Origin of the sequence: Pectobacterium brasiliense (genome assembly GCF_016950255.1) — a bacterium.
Classification (GTDB): domain Bacteria; phylum Pseudomonadota; class Gammaproteobacteria; order Enterobacterales; family Enterobacteriaceae; genus Pectobacterium; species Pectobacterium brasiliense.
On record NZ_JACGFN010000001.1, the window covers coordinates 2,267,289 to 2,292,421 of the forward strand.

16 protein-coding genes are annotated in these 25,133 nt (G+C 55.1%); all 16 read right to left on the reverse strand.

The annotated features are described in order from the left end of the window. Positions 1-139: 139 nt before the first annotated feature. The 16 genes from H4F65_RS10110 to H4F65_RS10185 all read right to left on the reverse strand — a co-directional run bounded on the left by H4F65_RS10110 (position 140) and on the right by H4F65_RS10185 (position 24,789). Complete coding sequence (locus tag H4F65_RS10110) at positions 140-9,691, reverse strand: beta-propeller fold lactonase family protein (protein WP_010285266.1); 9,552 nt, start codon at positions 9,689-9,691, stop codon at positions 140-142. Between the two features lie 57 nt (positions 9,692-9,748). Continuing rightward, positions 9,749-11,368 carry a pilus assembly protein TadG-related protein gene (locus H4F65_RS10115; protein WP_010285265.1) on the reverse strand — a complete coding sequence of 540 codons (1,620 nt, stop codon included), beginning with the start codon at positions 11,366-11,368 and terminating at the stop codon, positions 9,749-9,751. Between the two features lie 195 nt (positions 11,369-11,563). Further along, positions 11,564-12,178 (reverse strand): TadE/TadG family type IV pilus assembly protein, encoded by a 615-nt coding sequence (locus tag H4F65_RS10120; RefSeq protein WP_010285264.1) that lies wholly within the window; start codon positions 12,176-12,178, stop codon positions 11,564-11,566. After that, the gene (locus H4F65_RS10125; RefSeq protein WP_010285263.1) at positions 12,171-12,719 is read right to left on the reverse strand and encodes a hypothetical protein; all 549 of its coding nucleotides are present in this window, start codon (positions 12,717-12,719) and stop codon (positions 12,171-12,173) included. The genes H4F65_RS10120 and H4F65_RS10125 overlap by 8 nt, the downstream gene beginning before the upstream one ends. Then, entirely contained in the window at positions 12,719-13,570 is an 852-nt protein-coding gene (locus tag H4F65_RS10130) for a tetratricopeptide repeat protein (RefSeq protein WP_010285262.1), read from the reverse strand. The genes H4F65_RS10125 and H4F65_RS10130 overlap by 1 nt, the downstream gene beginning before the upstream one ends. A 90-nt stretch (positions 13,571-13,660) precedes the next feature. Then, positions 13,661-14,620 (reverse strand): type II secretion system F family protein, encoded by a 960-nt coding sequence (locus H4F65_RS10135; RefSeq protein WP_010285260.1) that lies wholly within the window; start codon positions 14,618-14,620, stop codon positions 13,661-13,663. Between the two features lie 14 nt (positions 14,621-14,634). Further along, positions 14,635-15,615 carry a type II secretion system F family protein gene (locus H4F65_RS10140; protein ID WP_010285259.1) on the reverse strand — a complete coding sequence of 327 codons (981 nt, stop codon included), beginning with the start codon at positions 15,613-15,615 and terminating at the stop codon, positions 14,635-14,637. Between the two features lie 18 nt (positions 15,616-15,633). Further along, a complete protein-coding gene (locus H4F65_RS10145; RefSeq protein ID WP_010285258.1) occupies positions 15,634-17,037 on the reverse strand; it encodes a TadA family conjugal transfer-associated ATPase in 1,404 nt (467 codons plus the stop codon). A gap of 39 nt (positions 17,038-17,076) precedes the next feature. Then, a complete protein-coding gene (locus tag H4F65_RS10150; protein ID WP_010285257.1) occupies positions 17,077-18,276 on the reverse strand; it encodes a CpaE/TadZ family protein in 1,200 nt (399 codons plus the stop codon). Positions 18,277-18,290: 14 nt separating this feature from the next. Continuing rightward, positions 18,291-18,977, reverse strand: coding sequence for a CpaD family pilus assembly protein (locus H4F65_RS10155; RefSeq protein WP_010285256.1), 687 nt, complete (start codon positions 18,975-18,977; stop codon positions 18,291-18,293). A 21-nt stretch (positions 18,978-18,998) separates the two neighbouring features. Continuing rightward, on the reverse strand, positions 18,999-20,438 hold the full coding sequence (locus H4F65_RS10160; protein ID WP_010285255.1) for a type II and III secretion system protein family protein: 1,440 nt from the start codon (positions 20,436-20,438) through the stop codon (positions 18,999-19,001). A gap of 80 nt (positions 20,439-20,518) precedes the next feature. Beyond that, on the reverse strand, positions 20,519-21,463 hold the full coding sequence (cpaB, locus tag H4F65_RS10165; protein WP_010285254.1) for a Flp pilus assembly protein CpaB: 945 nt from the start codon (positions 21,461-21,463) through the stop codon (positions 20,519-20,521). A gap of 46 nt (positions 21,464-21,509) precedes the next feature. Next, on the reverse strand, positions 21,510-22,061 hold the full coding sequence (locus tag H4F65_RS10170) for an A24 family peptidase (RefSeq protein WP_010285253.1): 552 nt from the start codon (positions 22,059-22,061) through the stop codon (positions 21,510-21,512). 6 nt (positions 22,062-22,067) lie between these two features. Beyond that, complete coding sequence (locus H4F65_RS10175) at positions 22,068-22,289, reverse strand: Flp family type IVb pilin (protein WP_010285252.1); 222 nt, start codon at positions 22,287-22,289, stop codon at positions 22,068-22,070. A gap of 312 nt (positions 22,290-22,601) precedes the next feature. Then, positions 22,602-24,101: a sensor histidine kinase gene (locus tag H4F65_RS10180; RefSeq protein WP_010285250.1), complete on the reverse strand. Its 1,500-nt coding sequence runs from the start codon at positions 24,099-24,101 to the stop codon at positions 22,602-22,604. Further along, positions 24,079-24,789 carry a response regulator transcription factor gene (locus H4F65_RS10185; protein ID WP_010285248.1) on the reverse strand — a complete coding sequence of 237 codons (711 nt, stop codon included), beginning with the start codon at positions 24,787-24,789 and terminating at the stop codon, positions 24,079-24,081. The genes H4F65_RS10180 and H4F65_RS10185 overlap by 23 nt, the downstream gene beginning before the upstream one ends. Between the last annotated feature and the right edge of the window lie 344 nt (positions 24,790-25,133).

Sequence of the window (25,133 nt, forward strand, 5' to 3'; positions counted from 1 at the left end):
TCTCCCCATCTTCTATTTGTCTGTTCCCTTCATCTTGCAGGCGGTGGAGTGGTTACCGCCTGCAAACGCCCGGGTTAGTGGTTAAGTAATAAAATCTCGTCTCGGTATTCGATCTGCGCTTTACCAGGTTTGCGCTTGGTTACGCGCGCAGACTGCTCAGCTCACTGAGCGCCGCCAGCAGCGCATCCTGTTCAGGCTGATGCTGACGCAGCTGTTCGGTAAAGGCGGTTTTCCCCGCAGGCGCTAACCGCTCTGCATCGCGGTTTTCTGCAGGGAGTGCATCAGAGTGGACAGGCAGTTGCATCGCACCACGGTCAGTTGCCCTCTCTGCGCCATCGCCCTGCCCGGTTTGCAGCGTAATCGGTACGATCCGGCTGGTGCCGTCTGCGGCCTGTGCTTTCAGCGCCAGTTGGATCTGATTCACCTGCACCGCGCTGGCATCGGTAATACGCACCACGCCGTTGCGGGCATCGAACTGCACCCACGCAGGCAGCGGACGCCCGTTCGCCAGTTGCAGCGTCAGCGTGGCATTGCCTTCACGCACGCTGAACATACGCTGCGGCAAGCTAAAGGCGAGCACGCCGGAGGCATCCGGCTGTAACGCGCCCTGCACGCTACTGAAAGCCGACTCCAGCGCCGTTGTCTGACCGCGCGCGCTCAGGAACAGGTTGGAATCAGCCGGACGCAGCGCGGCGTTATCGCGTGTAGACGCTTCAGCACGCGAAGAGAAGTTGACCTGCTCCAGCGTTGGCATCAGCGATGACATGACAGGATCGAGCACCCAAGGCGCATCCGACTGACGTGCGGTGTTGGCATCGCGCTGACGCACAGGTTCGGTAACGATGTTGTTCGGTAGCGGCTGCGCTTCCGGGCGAGACAGATCGGCGACGATCGTCTCCAGCGGCTGTTCACGTTCTCTTTCACTCGAATCAACAGGCAGGCTTGCGCCCTGCTGCACCAGAATTACCGGTGCCGCTGTTGCAGTGTTATCAGGATTGACTGGCTCTGTTGGTGTACCGGGGTCTGGTGTGCCTGGGTCGACCGGCGTTGAAGCAGCATTGACCGTCAGCGCCACATTCATTGCCGTCGCGTTGCCTGCGCTGTCCGTGGCGGTAATCGTCAGGTTGAATAAACCAGCCGCTGACGGTGTGCCGCTGAACGTCCGTGTTGCACTATCAAAACGCACGCCTTCTGGCAGTTGCGCATCATCAACAGTAAACGTCAGCGCATTATTTTCAGGATCGGTAAATAGCGTACCTGGTAAGGTATAAGACCAGTGGGTGCCCGCCTGTGCCGTTGGCGGTGTGAACTGATCAGCATGACCCACCGGCGGCAGGTTTACCTCTCTCGACAGCGTAACGCCGAGCGCCTGCGCGGCAGAATCGGCTGCGCCGTCATTGAGCACCAGGGTCAGCGAGGCCGAATCTCCCGTCAACGGGGCGCTCGTCGCCCAGCTAATCTGGCGTGCCAGCGCTGTCGCATCCGCACGGGAAATGGCGGCCGTGAAGGCCACTGTGAGCTTGCCGTCCGCCTGCGTGAATGTGGCTACCGCTTGCCCGTCTTTGCTAATGACGCCATTCGCTAAGGTAAAACCGTTGCCCGCAGTAAAATCGAAGCGATCGCCGGCTGAAGCCACATCACCACGCTGTAGCGTGATTGAGGCCCCCTGATAATTTCCCGCCCCGCCGTTCAATGCATCCAATTCCGCATCGCTGAGGACGATAGACGGAGCAACGATAATTGCAGGGCCATCGACGCGATAAACCGGCAGGCGAGAGGATTCATCCAGCACCGACACGCCGTTGCCGAGCGTAATCAGCCCGCCGTCAACCGGCAGCAGATGAGCGAAGCCCGTATCCGCGTTTTTCAGCGTATCGAGTTTTGTCAGTGTCTGACCGTTCAACACATAGCGAGTGAGTGCACCGTCGCTTTGCGTGACGTACAGCACCCGCGCATCCGCAGAGAGGGCGATATCGCTCACCGTGCCTTCTGCCGCGACGCGAGCGATATGTGTGAAGGTGCCCGTAACAGTATCCAGCGTGAAGGCATCGATCTGCCCCGCGCTGGCGACAAAGATGCTACGACCATCGGCGCTAACCGTGAGCTGCTCCAGCCCTGAAAGCGCTACGGTGTTGCCTGCGGCATCGGTAAAGTCGCGGACATGTCCCAACGGCGTCAGTTTGCCGCTGTCGTCGCGCTGATAAACAATCACCGCCGAGGTGTCGTTGATTGCCGTGGTGACAAACAACAGGTTGCCGCGGCTGAGAATACTGGTCGGGGCCCACAGATAAGGCGGATTATTCATATCGCCGCCCAGCGCCTCAACATAGGTTAACGCCCCTGTTGCGGTGTCACGGCTGAAATAGGCTAGCTGGTCGCTGTAGCTATTGATGAGATAAAGATTCTTCCCATCATCAGACAGCGCAATCCCCTTGATATTATTCAGATTACCATTATCAATATTATAATCGCTTGCTATCGTGACCTTATGGGTCAACTCGCCGTTCGCATCACGGCTAAACCAGACAATCGCGTTGCCGTCGGCACGCAGCGCATACACGCTATTACCCTCGGCGGAAACCTGTAGCTGGCTTATTCCTGTCACACCCTCTGCGGCGGCGAAGGTACGCACATAGGTTAATTCGCCGCTGTTCGCATCACGCTGGAATAAGGCAATCGCGCCTTTATCATCGCTGACATACAGCGCCAGCCCGTCTGTCGTACGGGCCGCAGCCGTCACCGTGCCCAACCCGCTAATTGCGGTGTATGTATTCACCAGACGCAGTTCATCGGCAGAAAGTACCGGATCGTTCGCCACAACAGGCGTGTCATTGATAGCGGTAATCGCCACCAACAAGGTTGTGACCTGAGAATCCAGATAGCGATCGGACAGCGTCACCGTCACCGCCACCTGCGCGGCTGGCGTACGGCTGTCGCTGGCGTAGGTAATCTGGCGCAGCGTATTTTGCACATCTTCCGTGGTCGGGATCGTGCCTGCATTCGCATTGAAGCGAATCGTCAGCACACCATCCTGATTACTGACCTGACCAATGGTGACGCCGTCTTTCTGAAGCGTATCGCCGGATAGCGTCAGCCCGTTTTCGGCACTGAAGCCCAGCTTATCCAGCGCCGTTTTACCGTCGCCCAGCGTAATCTTCAGCGTTGCGCCGTCGTAGTTGCCCTTACCACCGTTGAGCTTATCCATCTGCGCATCGGACACCGTTGCGTCCGGTGCCAGCACGATAGGGTCAGCACGTTCGGTATACGCCGGCGTCGTGCCCGGAATCGTGATAACCGGTGCAGTATTGGTTTCTGCCTCAGGCACCAGCGTCAGCGTAATCGCCTGATCCAACGTGGTTTCTGGTGCGCTGCCGTTATAATTATTTTCCTTAATCATTAGGGTAACGTGGCGTTCCCCGCTCGGGTTGCTGCCCAGATAGTTGTAGCCGATGCTGTCAATAATCGCAGCGGTTCCACTCGCGTCTCTCCCGACATACAGGAGAACCGTCGCTTTACCGTCCTTAACATCAACGGAATATTGTAAATCGCTGGCGGTACGCGGCGTCCCGTTGGATTTTTCGAGCACGATCGTGCTGCCATCGACGCTGATCGTCTCATTTGGCCCTGACACATCAAATGTCAGCACCACCTGCCAAATGGTCTGCCCGCTCTCAATGGTGTCGACATGCGTATCTTTAAACAGCTTAACGAACTCGCCGTTGCCCGGAATCTGTGGGTTGAGCACCGTCGTCGTCAACGTTGACGGATCGTTCACACCGATGAGATTGACGGTGATATCCATGCTAGTGGTGTTATTGTCGCCGTCATTCATGCTGAAGGTGAATGCCGGCGACGAGCCCGCCTGTTCAGGATCCTGACTGGTGTTGTGATAGGTGATCTGACGCAACACGTTCTGTGCATCAGCTTGGGTTACCGATGCCGTAAAGGTCACCGTCAGCACGCCATCAACCTGCGTAAAGGTGGCAATCGCGACGTCACCTTTTAGGATGTTGTCGCCATCAAGCGTTAAACCGTTATCCGCCTTCAAGCCAAAGGTATCTTCCGGTCGCCCACCTTCCTGTCGGCTGACCGTGATGCTGGCACCGTTATAGTTGCCCACACCGCTATTTAACGCATCTAACTGCGGATCGGACAGGCGGCCTGATGGCAGCAGCACCGTAGCATCATTACCTTCGGTATAGGTTGCGCCAGCCGTACCGACATTCAGCACATGAACCTTATCGCCGCCAATCAGGTACAGCTGTTTACCGTTTGCACTCAGTTCAACCTGTTGCAGATCAGAGAAGAAAAGATTGATTGGGCTATCCCAACTGCCGCTGATCGTGTCCTTCAGCGTCAGGCTGCCATCTTCGGCACGGGAGAAGACGGTGATGTTCTTACCGATCACAAACAGCGCAGTCCCATCGGCAGAAACCACCAGCCCCGTAGCCAGCCCCTCACCGGTATCGCCTCCATCATCGGTAATTGACGTTGTACCCGTCAGCGAGAGCGCACCATCGGCTCCCACGGTTATCGTATTGAGCGTGTACTGAATTCCATCAGCATTAATCGTATACAGGGTTTTGCCATCAGGTGAGAGAGCAAGTGAATTGATGTAGTACAGGTCATCGCCTTCAGCACGAATCTGGGAAACCTGAGTCAACTTGCCTTCAGCATCAATACGGAACCCAGTGACACCAACTGTATCGCCTGAACCAGACACAAACAGGTAACGCCCATCTGGATCAAGCACAAGACGGCTCGCGCCGATCAAATTATCGGCCTGAGAAACCGCCGCCAGAGTCCCGTCTGTCCCACGCTTAAACACCAGTACGCTGCGACTGTCATTATCACTGCCAGACTGGGCAGCGGTGAGATAGAGGTAATCGCCTTGAGAAACGATGTGGGAACGTACATCCAGCGAATGCTCCCCCAGAGCAGCCGAATCAAGGACGACGGCTTGCGTCAGTTCACCGTCACTGCCAACGCGGAAGATTGTCACCGCGTTGCCTTCACTGCCGACCACATACAGGTACTGTCCATCAGCAGACAGAGTGACATCTGATGCGCCGGCCAGCCCGGCATGGTCCACAATCTTATCGTTTTGTTCCGTCTCTTCGTTATAAACGGATCGATAGTTGAAAAAGGTCTTCGACAGGGTAAATTTACCTTCCGCATCACGCACAAAGACGCTCAGCACTGCCGAACCACTCTCTGGTGAACTCACGACATAGAGCGTTTTGCCATCCGAAGAGAGCTCGCTGTCTTTCACCCCGTTAAGCACATCCACATAACTATTGGAGTCATAACCATCAAGGGTGCCGATACTCTGTAAGGCACTGGATTCACCGCCGATCGTTGGGACTTGCGCAGGATCGGATGCAATACTCAGCGTTAGCGTTTGCTCTGCCTGTGCGCCTGATTCACCGCTCACGACGACGGTAATAGCAAAGGTTCCTGCACCATTGATCGCTGGCGTACCGGAAATCGTACGCGTTTCAGGATCGAAGGTTAATCCAGCAGGAAGGCCGTTCACCTGCCACGTTATCGCACCATTCTCAGGCCCGCGGAACAGATTAGCGGGCAGCTCTTCGGTATACGATTGCCCTGCCGTCGCAGACGGCGGGGTGTACTCTACGTTATCCACCACAGGCGCTTTGTTCGGTACCATCATCAGCAACAGACTGGTATCTTTACTCCCGTCACTGAACCCGATCTTCAGCGAAATCGCTGCGCCTGCCGTGTCGCCCTCGTTACGGTAGGTCACCTGATGCAGAACCTGATTGACTACCGCTTTTGTGACGCTTTCGGTAAAGACAATCGTCAGCGCACCTTCGCTGCCGCTAAAGGTGGCAATGGTCGCCCCCTGATACTGAATTTCGCTGCCGGACAGCGTAAGATCGCCGCCGCTCTGGAACGCAAAATGGTCATTTGTCGATGCATCGCCATTACGGCTAACGGTAATCGTCACGCCCTTGTAGTCATCGGCAGCATCCAAATCCTGATCTGACAGTGTGACGCTCGTGGCAAACGGCATCTCCGCCGTCTGGCTATAGGTCGCGTGCGCCGCCGCGCTGGATATCATCACGCCGGTATTAAAAAAGCGTGCGCCGGTATACAGCGATTTGCCGTCTTCCGATAACGTCAGCGTCGTGACAGGACGCCCTGCCGCCAGCGTCCCAGTTTGCGTGAGCTTACCATCCGAACCAATCGCGTAAACCGTCACGGCACCGTTATTGCTGCCGACATACAGTGTCTTACCGTCTGCAGAGGCAGTCACGCCCCAGGGGTTGCTAAACGTCAGGGCCTCGACCCGGCTGACAGCGTTCGTCGAGCTATCGTAATGCAGCACAGTGAGTCGATTACCCACGTTGCTGGTGACCACGTAGATATACCCTTCATCCGTCACGGTAAAAGCGGAATTGGCGTGATTGAGTTCATTACTGGTAGCTAACGTTCCGGCACTTTTCTGGTTCCCCTCACTGTCGGTATAGGTCAGCGTAACCCCGTCACTACCACGCGCCAGTTGGCCGGCATAGCTCACGGCACCGTTTGCCGCCGTCGTGTAAATCGTTATCTTGCCGCTGTTACCCAATACATAAACGGTACCGCTGGCATCAACAGACAAACCAATCGGCGTTGTGCCATCAACCTGAGTAAACGTCGCGGAATTGCTCAATGTGCCACTATCACCAATGGTGTAGTGGTACAACGTGCCCGCCGTAAGCGCATACAAACTTTTCCCATCATCCGAACGGGCCAGCTTCATCACATTGCCTGCTAGCCCGTCAACGCGCGCGGTCAGGCTTAACATGCCCGTGTTGGCATCTTTGCTGAATACCAGAACTTCCGAATTTGCGCTCAGATAAACGGTGGAACCATCATCGGAGAAAACGGCCGCGCGTCCGATAAGCCCGCTGACCTCCGTCCCATTGCTCGCATCACCATCATCCGTTCCCGGAACGAGGCGCTGTAATAACGTTAATTTCCCTGTATCGGGGTCGCGCTGGTAGAGGCTTACCCGCGCATCGCCACCATAATTGGCGGCTGTTGTGCCAATCACCAGTAGAGTGCGACCATCATCGGACAGCACAATACTGCTGACATGACTGTCATAACCGGTAAGCAAGCCGTCGGAGTAATACAAATTAGGATCGACCGGGATATCGGTCTGGATGGTCGGTGCGTTGTTAATGGCTAACGTCAGTGTCGCGGTAACATTAAGGGAGGCCGTATCCACCCCCTGCTCTGCCACGCCACCATCGTCTCGCAGGCTCACAAGCGTCACGGTACGGATACCCGCCGTCGCCTGTGTTGTCTCATTGGTATAGGCAACATCGTTGATCAATGCCTGAGCCGCTGCCATCGTCATGCCAGTTGCATGGTGAATCTCCAGCGTCCCACTGCCATCATTTAACGTATAGGTGTAGGTATAGCCGCTTGCCGTTTTCCCTGAGTTTGACTGAGTAAGATCAATTCTTGCGCCATCAATAACTAAGAATTCATTGGCCGCATCTTTCAGACCACCAATATTCAGTCTGACATCCAAGATCTTTTGCCCTGCTTCACCCGCTGTAATCTGCGTATTGGTGAATACCTTGACCACTGTCGCCGTCGTGTCGTAGTTTGAGAGTGATGCAGCTTCTACAGTCAGTATCGGTGCCGTATTGGTTGTCACCAGCACCGCCAGCATCACGGGCAGGCTATCGACTTTACCGTCGTTCGCCCGTAGAGACAGCGTCACCACGGAACCACCCGCCACTGTATCGGTATTCTGGTAGGTGACCTGATGTAAAACCGCATTTGCCTCCGCCCGGCTTGTTCCAGGCAGAAACGCGATCGTCAGAATACCTCCGCTCTGGCTGAACGTGGCAATAGCGCGATCGCCCTGAAGAATCTGCTCGTTCTCCAGCCGCAGATCGTTAGTGTTGCTGAAATTAAAGATATCCTTGTCTGATGCACCACCGTCACGAGAGACGATCAGTTGCATACCACCATAGTTTCCATTTCCCGCATTCAGAGCATCGAAATTGGCATCCGACAAGGTTATCCCGGAGGCGATCATCGCATCCGAGCCACTTATTTGCGTCAATAACGTTGAATAACGGCTGACCCCCTCACCCGCAACGAGTAAAGAGCGACCATCCTGCGATAACGCGAGATCCCCACCAGTGGTACTTCCTGCCGCCTGGCCCACCAAGGTTAAAGCCCCCGCTGATGAAACAGCGTAAGCGGAAACCATGCCGTCTGTCGCCGCAGCATATAACCGCGTTCCCTCAGCATTGAGTACCAAACTGCCTACAGGAGGGGTGCTGAATGTATTAACCAGCGTCAACGCATTATCACTCCCAACGCGGTAGAGCGTAATATCGTTGGTTTTTGGATTTGCGATATAAACAGACTTCCCATCGTTCGATGCCGCCATCGCGTAATCAACGGGATCTTGTCCCTTTATTTCAAGTGAGATACTCCCCAGCAGAGTCAATTTACCTGCGCTATCACGCTGGTAGACTTGCAACTCATGATTGTCGTTAATTATCGCCCCGCTGTGCGCAATGTAGACATACTCGCCCGCTGTCGCGATCACACCATTACGATGACGGAGCGAATCGGTATGGGTTAACTCGCCAGTTTCAGTATTGCGCTGATAGACAAACACTTCGCGACCATAGCTGCTACTGGCATCCACATAAATCTGCGAACCGTCATCGGCTATCGCTAACCCGCCGTTCGACCCGGCTCCGACAGAAATCGTCGCAGTATGGCTGGGCATGCCGTTCTGAAGGCTAAATTGCATCAGGTTGCCATTGCTCGATATGGTATAGAGCGACTTACCGTCTGCACTGACCACCATATGATTAACATGCCCCAGATTTTCAACCGTCAGGCTTTGTTTTTGCGTCAGATGCCCAGATTCGCCCACGGTAAAGATGGTCAGCGTATTATCCAAACCGGCGATATAAGCCTGTTTACCATCAGCGGAATAAGCAACGTCCGTCCCAGTCGTTAATGACTCCGCTTCCAGTAAAGTTTCGCCAGATATCACCGGTGCCACGTTAATTTTGCTGTCGATGGTAACGGTAGCGTGAATATTCAGATCGGCAGTATCTGTGCTAGTACCGCCCTCATCGCTCAGGCTTTTCAGCGTCACCACCACGTCACCGCCTGCCACAGTGTTGTCTAGTGGTTTATAGGCAATGCCGTCGATCAGCTTAGCGACGTCATTCGGTTCAAACGCTTCAGATGAAGCAATGCTAACGGTGACGATTGTCGTCGCGCCACTGACAGCAACGGTATAGCTATATTGACCAGCACCAGCAGTCGTTTTTGCACCATTACCAGACTCTAATGTAATTTCAGTGCCATCAATGACTAATGCCTGATTCGCGCCCGTGCGGTTAACGGTAATCACCAGATCTTTCAGTTCCTGCCCGTTTTTATCTGCCGATACGCGAACGTCGCTGAACAGATCGACCGGTTGGAAGCTGTCGCTGCTGTCGGTGATGGTGACCGTTGCTTTAACGGGTGTGGCATCGACGCCGGGTGCGGTGTCCGTTGCCGCGACGGCCGCCGCCACATCCACTGCCGTGACCACAGCAGCAGCATCAAACATCATGCGCGGTTCCAATACCCACGCCTGACGCGGCGTGCGCGTTAAGCCTGAACCAGATTTTGAGCGGGAAAAAGTCATCGTGTTATGTCCTGTAATAAAGGGGCAAGTCGCGTCATTCCTGGCTACCTTCAGCGGTCATTCAACCAGCCGAACATAGCCGCCCTCGGTTTCGATCTGGCCGGCAATACGATCCAACCGCCTAATCAATTGATCCTCAACGCCCTCTGCACCGAAGCCTGAACCATCGATAAAACTCATGCGTTTCTCACCCTCGGTGCAAACCAGCAGGCCTGGCGTCGCTTCGGCGTCGAACAGGTTGCGGCCAAAATCCTCTGGGTCGCCGGGGCGAATGCCGACAAAATAGAATTTGATGTTGCGCGCGCGGAAGCTGGAACACAGATCGCGGAAGCGCTGCGCGGCAAAGGTACGGGCGGGATCCGAGCCGGTTTGACCACTGAATGCATTGCGGTTGAAGTTGTAGCTATCGGTGTCGAACCAGTTACCAATCGTGTTAGCCAGCATCACGATCACCTTTTGCCCGTCACCGTTGCCGTCCAGATTGAAATCCAGCGGCAGCGTGGCATCACCCCAGCCGTCTGAACCGCGCATGTTGGGCGACAGCGCCGCACCTGCCCATGACATGCCAATGGCATAGTTCACGTTGAAACGGGCAGAGAACTGATCGATACGCTGATTCAGTTTGCTTTCTTCATTGGTCAGCGGCATCAGCGCGGCATTCGGGCACCCTCTGTCCGCTACGATCCAACGGGTATCCACTGCATCGGTATCGTCGAAATCGGGATTCGGGCCGCGCCAGCTGATCGGTGGTGCTCCGGGGCTGCCGTTTTGTGGCAAATCGTGGCGGTAATAGACCTTGAATTGGCCAACGGGGGGTTCATCCCAAAAGAAATTTTCTTCCCGCCCCAGCCCGCGATACATGCACAGCAGGTTGGCACGGCGATCCGGGAAGCGGCGGTCAGCCAGACTACTCACGACACCACTGGCAAACAGCGAACGCAGCTCTGGCGGGTTCAACGCCCCCGGAGCAGACCAGCGCCGAATGCGGTTGGCGTCTTCCGCGTCGTACACACTCACCGACTGGCTATACGGCACCAGCGATAGCCACAGGTTGTCACGTTTGCCGTCTGCGCTGCTCAGCATACGTTCGACAAACGAACGACTAACGCTTTTCAGCGAACGGATATCCCCCTCACTCATATCCCCTGTCACTGGCATGACAAAGGCAACTTCGGTCGGCCGGTTGATAACTTCGGCGGTCGAGAACACTTCCTGCTGCCTCGCCCCAAGGTTCAGCAAACTGGGCTTGGTTTCGAAGGCGACGGTGACGGTATAGGTTTTACGCGTCTCGCTGTTGCGCCCTTCCGTGACGGCCACATCGCCTACCTCCAGCTTGTCACTCAGGGCCTTATTCATCCCCAGATTATTTTTGACGTAGTCATACGCCAGCTTATTGGTCTCTTCCTGGCTGTATTCTTCGCCATTAATGGTCGCCTGATGCGCGACGGCCAACGCAGCAGCATCCGTCGCGCGCTTGATCTGCGTGGCATCACCGGTTGCCGTGGAGGTATCCACGATAAAAGCCGCCGTCACCAATAACGCCATCGCACCCAGTGCATAGAATGCGGTGCCCGCGCCCTTTTCCTCCTGAATAAAGGCAGACAGGCGTTCACGCCAGAACAGAGTAATTCCGGTAGCGTCTTTTTTTACTCTTCTGTTCTGTAAGGTTTTTTTCATTCCTTCCTATCCTGTATTCCTGGATTCAGCGCGTACTCAACCCGCCCATAAAACGGGAAAATAAAAACGACATTGCTCATATGCCTATAGATTTTTAAGTGTTTCATTATTCCGGTAACGAGAAGCTCGCTGCCGTTTGCGGTCTATTTGCCGCTTCTATGTCCGGTATAAAAATGTCCGGTATAAAACCCGTCGCTATTGATCTTTTTCTTCCAGACCGGCCTCTTTTCTGAGTACCTCGTCCAACTCAACCACGTCGACAGCGACCCGGTTGACCGACGATGCATGCAGCAGACCGCCCAGCGACAAGCCGCCCAGCAGGCCCACATCTTTTCCCTGACGGCAGATCTCGACCACAATCATGGAGATATTTTTGCTGCCCTCTTCGCGGTCCCTTTCCGGTAGTTCAGGGAGGTATTCTTCTCCCGGCAGGGTTTCACTTTCTGCACACAGCGCCTCTGCCGTGCCTCTGCTCAACTGCCAGTGCAGCTCACCAGTCTGGCGCACGTTGCTGATTAATAGCTGGTAGTTTCCTGCACCTTCCACTGGCAACATCGTATCGAGCAGCCCTTGCAGGCCACTCTCATCCAGCTTCTGCTGCATCGCTAATACTGATGCGATAGCGCCCACACGCTGTTCCATACGCGTCCGTTCAAGCCCAACGGTGTAGATGTCCGCACACAGCGACCCTATCGCCAACACAATCGGGAACGCCAACGCCGTTTCTACCGCGGTAGAAGCACGACGAGAAAGCCAGAAGCGGCGCATTCCGCTCAGGAAACGACTGGTTTTCAGTAAACGCTCAGTCATTGCGCAGTTCCGTCCCAAACACATGTTTGTACTGATAGCGGAAGGTGTCCCCTAGCGTTAACACCTCCGGCAGCGGCGTAATAAACGCTTTTTTAATCTGCACTGTCACGGACCACACCGGCAGCGTTGTCGTTTCCTCGCCGTTCGGGTTGTCCTGATTGCCATTGCCGTTCGTCAGCCCGCCAAGCTGGCTCAGGTTATCGAAATGCAACACGCTGACGGTTAAATCGTCTTCCTTGAGGTAGCCGTATCCCGCTTCAACCATACGCGCCTTGAGACGGGTTCCCATCTGTTCCGCGCTGTCCGATGCGAGATTATCGAGGCGGAAAGCCTGCACGGCTTTATCCAGCGCAGCGCTGCCAGCGGCGATCACCAGCCCAATACGCGCCAGTTCAAACAACATCATCACCCCGACCAGCACCACCGGCACCAGAAACGCCACTTCCGTCGCGATCACACCGCGCGTGCTGCGCCAGTGGCGTTCATGGCGCGGCACGATACGTTCATCACGCCACGGGCCGAGATTACGAAACCACGCCATTACTCAGGCGTACTCAATTGCAGGCGTTGACGGCTGGATAACAGCAGCGCTTCGCCACGGGATTTATCCTGCTGCATCTGCTGTAAACGCTGATTCAGCTCGTCAATCAGGCCATCAATACGCTGCGGCTGTGCAATGGTCGCCAGCGCTGCACGCGCGTCGTCGTCTCTGCCGCCATAGAGATAGGCCAGTGCCAGATTCAATCTGCCTGTCGCGTTGCTGTCATCCACTGAACGCAGCAGCGAAATCGCTTTGTCCGCGTTGCCGCTTGCCAGCCATGAGAGCGCCAGATTGTTGAGTGCCGCGACATCTGCCGGGTTTATCTGCAACGCTTTTTCAAACAGCTGACGCGCTTCGGCGTGTTTGCCAGAGGCATCCATCACCACGCCCATGCCATTGAGTGCACCCGCGTCGTTCGGCTGTGCTTTCAGCGCGCAGGTAAAATCGGTTTGTGCCATCGCATTACGTCCCAATGCCAGCTGTGCACGCCCCATTCCCAGACACACCGCCAGCGCTTCTTCCGGCGTCATTTTGTTGGTATCACCGCCCAGCGCCTGACGTGCTCGTCCGTACAGTTCCAGCGTTTGCTGCGGTGAACGTGCCAGAGCCGCCACGCTGGCATACTCCAGCATCTCTGCGCCTTTCAGCGCATCGCGGCTGTCGAGGCGCGCGTACACTTCCGTCGCTGCTTCAACACGACCCTGATCGCGCAGCAGACGTGCCAAACGCAGACCTTCCTCTTTACTGCCTTTAATCGCCATCGAGCTGCTGCATCCCGCCAGCACGGTACTGACAATCAGCAGTGCCAGCATGGGCGTGCCGCGCTTAAGTTTTGCTACCAGATCGACCATCTTCGATAACTCCATCGGTTGTAACCGTTGTGATTTCCGGCACATACCGGAAATCGATGTTTTAAAAATCAATGTGTTGTAAATAGAATGCTATTGCGCCAGCAGGCGGACCACTCGCACCAGTGCAGGCGACGCCATAATGGCGATAATCGGTGGCAGAATGAGTGCCATCAGCGGCACGCTCAGCTGCGCAGGCAATTTACCCGCCTTCTCTTCCAGACTCAGAATCAGCGTCTTGCGGCTTTCATCTGCAATCGTACGCAACGCCTGAGACAGCGGCGTACCATAGCGCTCCGCCTGAATCAGCGTCGCCACCATACTTTCGATCTCGCTGACGCGGGTTCGCTCCGCCAGATGTTTCATCGCCAGCGTACGATCCGACAGGATCTGTAATTCAGCGGCGGTGTAGTGCAGTTCATCCGCCATCTCTGGTGAAGACAGCCCCAGCTCTTTCGATACCACCTGCAATACGCGCCCAATAGGCAGACCGGCTTCGGCGCAGACCACCATCAGATCCAGCGCATCCGGCACCGCACACGCTAGCTTTTCGCCTCGGCTTGCCGCACGCCATTTCAGCCACCATTCCGGCACCATCGAACCGACAAAGAAGCCGATCAGCCCCGCCGCGACGCCCGTCAAACCCGCACGGTCAGCAGGTGGCAACCATCCCCACACCAGCGCGATAGCGAGCAGCGCCCCGGCAGCAAATTTTCCCATCACCAGCCAGCCTACCGCTTCGTTGCGGCGAAGCCCGGCGAGATCCAGCAGGCGGCGCAGATTGCGGCGATCGCGATCCGATCCTGAAAGGCGCTCGCCCTGCGTGGCGAGAGGCTGCAACAACTTTTCCAACAGGGGAGATAATGTTGTTCCCTGGCCTCTCAGGATGTTTTCCTGAGAGGCCGCCTCTATAGAGGCGCTGGGTAAATGCCCGCGCATGCGGACTTCCAGCTGTTTGTATTGCTGGATTTTATGTTGTGTACGGGCCAGATAGATTCCAGCCACCATCAGCACAAGCGCCAGCAGCAGTAGGGGATCGTCAAAAACAGTCATGAGTGGCTCTCCCTTTACCCTATCCGTTTAACCATCACGTGCGTGATCAACATGCCGACCGAGACGCTGCACAAGGCGTAAATCAGTACCGTCGTTCCTACCGGATCGGAGAATAAGAAACTGAAATCCTCCGGTGACTTCATGTACAGATAGGCCAGACAGCCGGGGAACAGTGCGGCGACAATCTTGGCGGACGCCCGCGCTTCCGACGTTTTGGATTGCACTTTCAGTTGCAATTCACGACGTTCACGCAGTGTCGCGGATAGACGCTCCAGCGTTTCCCCCAGTCGCCCACCCGCTTCCTGATTGATGATCAAAATCACCACGAAGAAGCGATATTCGGACATCGGCACCCGTGTAGCCGAAGCCTGGATCACCTGACGCAGCGGAATCCCCAGCCGCAGCCAGTGATCGATCGTCTTGAATTCATTCGCCAGCGGCCCGGTCAGGTGCTCCGCAACAATTGAGAAGGTATTCGCCACCGGTACACCGGCACGGCAGCTGCGGGTAATCGCATCAATGGCTTCCGGCAGGCTCTCGCGCAGCGCTTTCAGGTGTTTTTGCAGCGTCGAACGGAATAGCAGCATGCCGATGCTGATAAACAGCACCAGCGTAAATATCAGCCCCATCGTGAGCGGCAGCAGGGTGCGTTGCCCCAGAATCATGCCGAGTATCAGGCTCACCGCCGCCAGCGAAAGGGAACGTTGGAGCAGGTTCTTTTTCCAGCCGATGAACGTCATCTGCGCCCAGAGGATCGCCAGCCAGCGCCCAATTACCGGAACCCCCATCAGCGGCGTTCTGATTTCGTCACGCAGAATGGAATCAGACGCGACGTCGGCAGCCGACGGGCTGACCTCGTTCAAAATCTGCTGCCAGCGTTGTTCGCGCTGCATGCGCTGCTGCCGCGACTTTTTCCAGGCGTTAACCGCCAGAAACAGCATCAGCACGCTGCAAAATACCAGCAGCGTAATCAGATTCAGGCGTAAATCACTCATCGGCGTCTCCTCAGTCCGTCATTGCGCATCAAACAAGTGCGCTTTATCGCTGTAGAACTGCGGGCGCTGAATGTGCTGAACATATTCACCGGTCAACAGACCCTGTCCATCCATCCCCTGAATGTTGAAGCTGAACAGATCCTGAAGCTGAATGACTTCGTTCTCCATGCCACACACTTCGGTGATGGACACCACGCGGCGCATACCGTCGCGCATACGTTCGATCTGCACGATCAGGTGAACCGCACTGGCGATCTGACGGCGGATCGCCATCAGCGGCAGCTGCATGTTCGCCATCATCACCATGTTTTCCAAACGCTGTATCGCATCGCGCGAGGTATTGGCGTGCACCGTACACAGCGAACCGTCGTGACCGGTGTTCATCGCCTGCAACATGTCAAAGCTTTCGCCGCCGCGCACCTCACCCAGAATGATGCGGTCAGGGCGCATACGCAGGGCGTTACGCATCAGATCGCGCTGATCGACGCGGCCCGTACCTTCGGCGCTGACAGGACGAGTTTCCAGCCGCACTACGTGCTCCTGCTGCAATTGCAGCTCGGCGGCATCTTCGATGGTGATGATGCGATCGGTACTGCCGATCTTCTGCGACAGCGCATTCAGTAAGGTGGTTTTACCCGCCCCCGTTCCGCCGGAGACAATCACGTTAACGCGTGCCTGCATCGCTTTGTTCAGGACATCCGCCATCGCGTAGGACATGCAGCGGCGCTCTGCCAGCATTTCCAGCGACAGATTGCGACGCATAAACTTACGGATCGAGATAGTAGTGCCGTCGATCGCCAGCGGATAGGTGATGACGTTGACGCGGCTACCGTCCGGCAGACGTGCATCCACCATCGGGCTGGCTTCATCGATACGACGACCCACCGCCGCGGCAATACGCTGCGCGGTGTTAAACACATGCTCTTCATCAATGAAGGTTATCGGCGACAGTTCCAGTTTGCCAAAACGCTCGACAAACACCTGACCGGCACCGTTGACCAGAATATCGTTGACCGTGTCATCCGACAGCAGCGGCTGGATCGGCCCGATCCCGGTCATCTCATCCAGCATTTCGGTGGCGATGGCTTCCTCTTCCTGACGAGAAAGCTGCAAGCGCTGCTCATCACAGATGCGGCGGATTACCGTTTCGATCTGCACCAGCAGCTTGTCGCGCCCCATCATCGCCGCTTTACCCGCGTCGATCTGATCGTAGAGCTGTGCGCGGATAATCCGACGCTGGCTGTTTCGGTTGTCCGTCTGGCGGGCAGCCGGTGCCGATCCAGAAGACGTATTCGCCGCAGGCTGTGTGCGGTTCTCCGTAGCCGGACGCATTTTCAGTTCTGCCACGTTGGCAGCAGGCGCAGGCTGAGGTGTACTTTTTCCTGCTTCACTTTTTTGCAGGTTATTCTTACGAATCAACATGTCCGTAACCCTTTGAAAAACGGTGAACGCTGAACATCATCAGGCGCGTTTTAACCAACGCGAGAACCAGCGTTTTTCCGCCGGTCTGGCGCGTACGCCGCAGGCCAGATCGACAAGTTGGCGTAATCCCTGCTGGAAAGCAGGTGCCGCAGCCAGATTCAGTGCGCCGAGCGTCAGGCTCTGTGATAACGCGTGGCCCGCATTCGGCAGCACGACATCAATCTTCCGGCTGGTAAATTGTTCGAACTGATCGCGGCTTAACGGCGCGGTCGTGGCAAAACGGCTCTGGTTATGTACCAGCAACAGACGCTGTCCTTCGCTTTCGTCGCCGATCTCATTCAGCACGCGCCGTACATTACGTGCATCCTGAAGCGTCAATTCCGTCACGATGATGCGCAGATCCGCGTAGGTCAGTACGTCGAGCGCACCGGTCGGGTAGCTGCTGGGCAGATCCCAAATCACCTGATTGAACATGCGGCACAGCGCACCGCCAAGATTCAGCACGTTATCGACGTCAACCGGGGCCAATTCTCCCAGCTCTGGCTTCTGCGCCAGCAGGTGCAGACGGGTATCCACGCGCAGCATGGCGCGTTGCAGCAGTCGGGTATCCAGTTCCTGCGTCCCCAACACCGCCGCCAAACCCGCGTCATCGGTTTGCCCCTGCAACAGCAGTTGGTCGCCGTTACGACGGTCAAAATCCACCAGTGCCACAGGCAAATGACGCTCGCCGGACAGCAGACGGCTCAGCCCCATCGCCACGGTACTGGCACCACTTCCGCCGCTGGCGCTGACGACCGCAATCGTCCTGCCCATTCGGGCATATTCCGGTCCGGCCTGTTGGCCTTCACACTTCGCCAGCGTTGCCGCCAGCAGATCCAGCGTGAATGGCTTCACCAGATAGTCCACCACGCCCGCCTGAAGCAACGCGCGGTACAAGCCGACATCCTGTTCTTTGCCCGTCGCGATCACCTGACTGGTGGGGCCGCAAACGCTCAGCAGCTCTTCGAGTGCCGGAAGCGGCCAGTGCGCCCCTTCCAGATCCACCAGTAAAATGCGCGGCGGGACATTCAGTTCACACCATTGACGCGCCGCGGCAATACCGCCGGACATCACCGGTACATCCGGCTGTTTCAGGCGAGTAAAGAGATCGCCGATATCGGCTACATCGCGTACGTCATTGGCGAACGCCACCAGCGGCAGCGCCAGTTCTTCACCATCGTTAGGGGTAATTTCACTCATGGAATGTCACGCCCTTAATCTTCTTCAAAGTTAATGTCGATGAGCTCTTTCACTTCATCTTTGTGATAGCGTTCGATGCTATTGACCGCTGCCACACCATCCGCACTATCCAGTGCTTTTGCCTGAATCAGATCGCGTGGTTCGGCGACCATCATCGCCAGATTGTTTTGCGTGGCGCAGCCGAGAGAACCAATTGCCTCATAGGGCTTCACCATCAACTGATTGGGATCGTTGATCGTGCAGCGGGTAGTTTTGACCACCAGCGCCTCGGAGATCACTTCCAGATCGCCATTCTGTCCACTCGCCGTAGAACGGCGCATCTGCTTCACATTCTGTGGATTAGCACCGGCGTTTTTCAGCACGGTAGCCAGTCGCCCTGCCATCTGCTCACCGCTTGTGCTGTGCGGAATCAGCGTCAGCGTCTGTGCGGATAGCCGTCCCTGATCCTTCAGCATGATATTCAGCTGTTTCAGGGATTCAGGAAGGAACCCGCGCCCGTTCGGTGCAACCAGTAACGGCACTGATACCGATGAAGGCTGGACGGCAATCGGTTGAAGCCCAGGCTGATCAAAGCGCTGCATACGGACGTCGTTAATCGGCTTATTCCATCCGCATCCCGCCAGCAAAACAACGGCGGTAAGCACCGCCGCACGCATGTGCCGTGGGCGAAGCAAAGGGTAACTGTTGTTGATCGTTTTCATGTTTTATTGCCCCTCGCGGACTCAGTAGAGATAGCCGATAGATGCAGAGCGCGGCATGGACGAATCCAGCATTTTCACGCCTTGTCCCGGCGTCTGAAGATCGCCCGCATTAACCGGTTCAACGACATAGGCGGTCGCGATAATCACCAATTCCGTTTCTTCCTGACTGGTGGCTTCGCTTTCAAACAGACGGCCAAACATCGGAACGCTGCTTAATCCCGGCACGCCGTTGATCGTCTGGCTACCGGCGCTACGCAGCATGCCTGCTAAGGCAAAACTCTGACCGCTGGCTAGCTCTACCGTGGTATCCGCACGGCGCACGGTTAAGGCCGGAATACGCGATCCGCCTTCCAGCTGTACGGAACCGACGTCGGTTAGCTCACTGACTTCCGGTGCAATGTGCAGGCTGATGCGATTGGCTGACAGCAGCGTTGGCGTCATGCGCAGAATCACACCGTAGGATTTGTAATCGATGCTGACGCTGTTGTTGGTGATCAGGACGATTGGCACTTCACCCCCTGCGGCAAACGCCGCGGTTTCCCCTGACATCGCCGTCAGGTTGGGTTCAGCCAACACGGTCGCCATGCCCTGCTGGTTCATCGCGGTTAACAATCCGCTCAGTCTGGAACGGCCGAAATTCAGGAAGCCCGCATCCGTTGGGTTCGCAAATCTCCCGGTCGTGGCGTTGAACAGATTAAGACGCGATCCGCTGCCTGCGGTCATGTTGCCGCTGCCGGTACTCAGTGATGCCGCCCAGTTGAAGCCCAGTTCGCTGGTTAACTTGCGGGACACTTCCACCACACGCACCTGAATATTGATTTGCGAAGGCGTTTTGATTTTGAGCTGGTTGACTACGTTACCGGACGTTTCGCTGGAACCCGGCAGTCTTTCGCCACCGCCTCCACCGCCGCCCTGCCCACCGCCTACAGATGACTTGATGTAAGTCTGTATGCTGTCGATGACGCGTTTGGCATCCTGCGGGGTATCAACGCTACCGCGCACAATCACACCGCTGGGAATCGAGGGTTCCAGTTGGATATCCGCACCGGGGAATTCACGCTTCATGCGTTCACCCAGCGCTTTCAAATCATGCTCGGATACCAGACGAATGGCGTTGATGACATTGCCATTTTCATCCATCGCGTAGAGCGTAGTGGTGCCGACGCTTTTGGCGTAGACAAACAGGTTACCCGGTGAAGGCAGTTCGAAACTGGCAATATTCGGATCGGCCACCAGCACGCTGTCCGGCAGCTCGTTGAGTTGCAATAACCGTCCCTGGTGCACGGTCAGGTGCACCTCGTCGGTTACCGGCGCTACCGATACCCCAGCCGCCAGCGTGGTTGCGGGCAACATCATCGTCGTCAGCGTGACAGGCAATACCGCATTAAACAGGCCAGCGGCCAGCAATCGTTTGCACGTACCCCGAAAGTCCGATTTCAAAAACAGCGAAAACATCGTCATTTACTTAATTTCCGTAATGGGCTTCATTGTTCCATGAGCAGCTCGCGGCACCCCGCAGGCTGTCAGATTGCGTATTCGTCCTAGCGGGAGGGGAACGTCACCACGTCTTTTTGCGCCGCGCGATAGATTTTCACTTTGCGTTCACCGGATCCTGCTGAGAATGCCCCGTAGATATCGGTTGCCAGAGGCACTGTGGTCACATGAGGTCGCCCTGTTGTAGGATCGACTACATCATCCAGATCGGCACTGCGCAGCGCCAAATGCAGAATTCCTAGCTCTTTGGCTACAGCCAGCGCTTCAGCCTGCTGCGGCGTCACTTCTAGCGTAACAGTTTGATAGGTTGCAGGACGAGAACGCACGGCAGACTCACGGCTTTTGGCGGTTGCATCAAGCACAGTACCGTCTTCCGCAGCATCAAAGCGTGGGTATATCGGCGTACCGGTTTTATCGTTCAGCGCCAATACGCGTAAATCGCGAACGATTGTTTGTGACGCCAACAGTGGCATCACGACAGGTTGGTTGCGACTTGCGGGTAACTCTGACTGATCGTCTCGTCTCATGCTGAGGATCACATCAACACGATCGCCTGCTGAGACTAGCCCTGCATTGCTCGCAATCGCGCTAGTGGGAACGGAGATAGCCCGCATCCCTTTATGCAGCACGGCGGCAACAAAACCCGGCTCATTGGGTTTCACAACAACATTACTGCTAAGCCACGAACCTTGTGTCACCGTTTCACGCAGCGTTGCGCCAAGTAGCAGAGACTGATTGTCCTGGCCGCGAACAAAGTTAAACGAACGGGAAACGGGTTCATCCGTGGTCTGCCAGCGTAGTGAGCTAGGATCAATGAAATCACCGGGATGCAGATCTTTTGCAGCCACCAAAACAGCGGCTTTTTCCGGCGCTTTCACCACGACGGGAGGCGGCGCTGGGGGTTCAGAAGAGAGATGGCTACGCACCATCAGCGCAACAATGCCTGCCAGCACGAGCGCGCCTGACAGTACGTATGTAGAGTTCACTTTCATTTCAACTTGCCTACCCTAGCGTGTGTGTCTTAAAGCTGCGACAGAATTAAAACAAGGGAAAAATCAGGACATACATCGCGCCGAACGCAATGGCGACGCCGTAAGGTATGCCTTGAGAAAGATCGGCGGGCAACGCGGGTGGCATAGGCAACCGACTCTTGAATATCCGGTTGGCGGTTTGAATGCCCATCGCCACCGCTGTGGGTACGGTATTCAGCAGCGGCAAGCTAAGCGCCAGAACACCGCCAGCCAGCGCCGTCACCATGACGAAAACGATCTGGTGCCCTTGCCCAACCCACAGGCACAGCACACTCATCAGCTTGACATCCCCGGCGCCTAATCTGCCGGTAAGGAAAAGCAAAAATCCCACAACCAGTACTGCCGCCGCGCCTGGCAGCGCCCAAAGCGCTTTCTGTAATGCCAACATATCTAACGCACCGGATTGCAGGACATGTGAAGCGCTGAAAAACAGCCAGCCCAGCAATAAAATCAGTACCGCCTGATTCGTAATTTTGCGTACTAACAGGTCGGTACTGATACACCACAGCAGGCACCCCATCAGCAGTACCGTCTGCGGCCAGTGCGCGTAATCCGCCATCTCTACTTATTTCGCAGCGCCGGATGTACCGCCGCTGGTGCCCGTACCGGTGATTTGATCGGCGATTTGGCTGAATTTCTCATTCAGCGCTTTCACAAAGATACCGTCACCGCCGAAAATAGCGCCAATAGCCGCCGCCATCGCCGCCGCAAGAATGCCGTATTCGATTGCCGTTACACCGCTCTCGTCACGCAGGAAAGAACGCAGTTTTGCTTTCATATTTTTCATGGGAAGACTCTCTAATCCGCAGGCAAAGAAATCATGGCCTACTCGGAAATTCGGGGGTGCCATGATGATAATAAGATTAATAATGAGACTTATTATCAAGAGCCGCAAGCAGTAGAACATTAATATTCGTTAATCTTTCCATACAAAAAATTATCAATACAAATCAATAATTAACACAGTTTTCATTGCAGGGAAAATTAATAAATATTCATGTTTTTTGCAGGGATATTCATAAACGATCAAGAGAAAACCGTCGTGGTAAGCAGAGAAAACCCACTCACCGCGCGTCATATTTCATCGAGAAAAAAAGGATTAGCAGCGATTAAGGCACAGATAAACGTTCAGGCCCGGCTCTGAGGAATCCAGATAGAGTTTGCCTCCGTGCAGGTCGGTAATCGCCTGAACCAGAGATAGTCCCAGCCCGTAGCCAGACTGAAACCAGGTATCCAGCCGCTGAAAGCGTTGCAGCGCTTTGGCATGCAGCGCCGGCGGAATGCCCGGACCGCGGTCAGCAACGCTCAGGGCGATCCAGCCACGGTACAGCGTCACGCTCAACGTGATGTATTTTCCCTGCGCCGCGTATTTCAGCGCGTTCTCTACCAGATTGGCCAGCGCCTGAAACAGCAGTGCTCGGTCACCAAAGAGCTGAATTCCGGCTTTGATTTCAATCTTCAGGCGACAGCCGCGCTCTTCTGCCAGCGGCTGATAATATTCGGCAATTTCTTCCAGCAGTTGGCGCGCTTCAATGTTCTCAAACTGGTGCACACAGCGCCCACTTTCGATTTCACCGATGCGCATCACGGTTCGGAATAGCCCGAGGATTTTATGCACCTCGTCCACCGCCAGATTCAACTCATCACGAATGTCGTTATCCAGCCCTGCCCGCTCCGTCAGATTGAACAGGCGATTTTGCAGATGCGTCAGCGGCGTACGCAGTTCGTGTGCGACATGGCTCGAGGTATTGCGCACCTGCTCCATTAGGCGATCTATCCGTTCCAGATTCTGGTTAATATCGGCGCTCAGGCTGTCAAAATCATCGTCGTAAGGCGACAGCGGCATACGCACCTGTTGCTCACCGCTGCTGTAGCGATGTAGCGCCGCACGGATTTTCTCCACGCTGCGCAAGCTGCGTAAGCTGAAATGACGGCTGACAAACAGGCAGAAAAGCAGCACGACAAACAGTCCCGCCCCCGCCACGAGCGGGATAGTTCTCACCCGCTCTAACATCGGCCGAATATTGTAAGCGGTAAACAGCACGCCCCCGTCATCCAGCATCACGGACAAACCGATCAGATCCGGGTCGTCAGGGCTGGAGATTTCGGCTTTAAGACAGCTGACATCCATCTGGCAATCGGTATGCTGCCGCATTTCCAGAGGGTGTGAGTGTGCAGAATGGGGAGGGAATGGATGCGCCCTTAATGGATGATTGTGATACAGAATATCACCGTGTTTATCCATCACCAGAAACAGCGGTAATTCATCCCCTTTCGCGCGATTATCCTGCCGTAATTGCGTAATCAGGCTATCGGCATTCGTTAAACGCGACTGCATCGAATAGTCGTAAATATTACCCAGAATAACTTCGCGGACATGCGTTCTAATCAGCGTTTCACTTAATGAACTGAAGCCGACAATACACATCAGCATCATCAATAAGAACAGAAAAACAATGGTTATTGCCTGGCGAAAATTAGAGGTACATAAAAAGCCGGGATATTGGCTTGCCCCCAGTAATTGCCAGTGTTTTATTTTTACCCGCCAACGCTGCCCAAGCTTCTTTATTTTTATTTTATTCAGCGTGGCTACCAACATCGGTTTTGTCCTTATCTACCGCGCCTAATGCGTAGCCCATCGCTCTTAGCGTTTTAATTAATGGACGCGGGAAGCCTTTATCAATTTTTGCCCGCAGTTTTGACATATGAACGTCGATCAGATTGGTCTGCGGATCAAAATTGTAGCCCCACACGCGCTCTAACAGCATCGTACGCGTAATCGCCTGACCTGGGTTTTCCATTAATATAATCAGTAACTTGATCTCTTTATCGGTCAAGTCGATACGCTTACCACCGCGCCATGCAACGCGCTGCATACGATCCAGTTGCAGGTCTTCAAAGGTCAGCATAGAAGGATTATCGACATGGCGTTTACCGCGCCGCGCCATAATATCCAGACGTAATCTAAGCTCATTAAAATTAAAAGGCTTGCCGAGATAATCCTCCGCACCAAGCTCTAAACCCATCACCCGATCGACATCACGATCCAGCGCCGAGAGCAGCATAATAGGCGGATGACGTGAGCCTTGTAATTCACGTAATACCGTAAATCCATCCATGATGGGTAACATTCTGTCTAACAGAACGACATCATAAACTTCATCCTTGATCGCTTTTAATGCGTGTGCGCCATCGTGCACCATTCGGCAAGAATGGCCGTGGGAATGTAATTTAGACCCCAGCCAATGGCACAGCACAGAATCATCATCAACCACTAATACACGCATAATGTTCCCCTATAAACGTGGCTTATTACCTAATTAATTCAGGGTTAATGTCCGTTTATTTTATCTGGTCCTTCAAACAGCCATTCACCCCACACGATGTTGATACCGTGCGGGTCGTTTTTTGCTTCTGGTTTTTTTACTTTTCTGTTTTTTTATTGCTCTACTTTTCACTTATGAGAAAAGTCCTACGGATAATAACAATCATTATCATTTAGTGACAAGCAGTTTACAATCGCCTGACGTCGTTCTTAGACTGGACGCATAAAAAACATCCCCATCGCTTACGCCATGGGGATGCAGAGGAAGAAAGGAGAAAAGAAAGAAATCAACGCGGTAACGGGGAT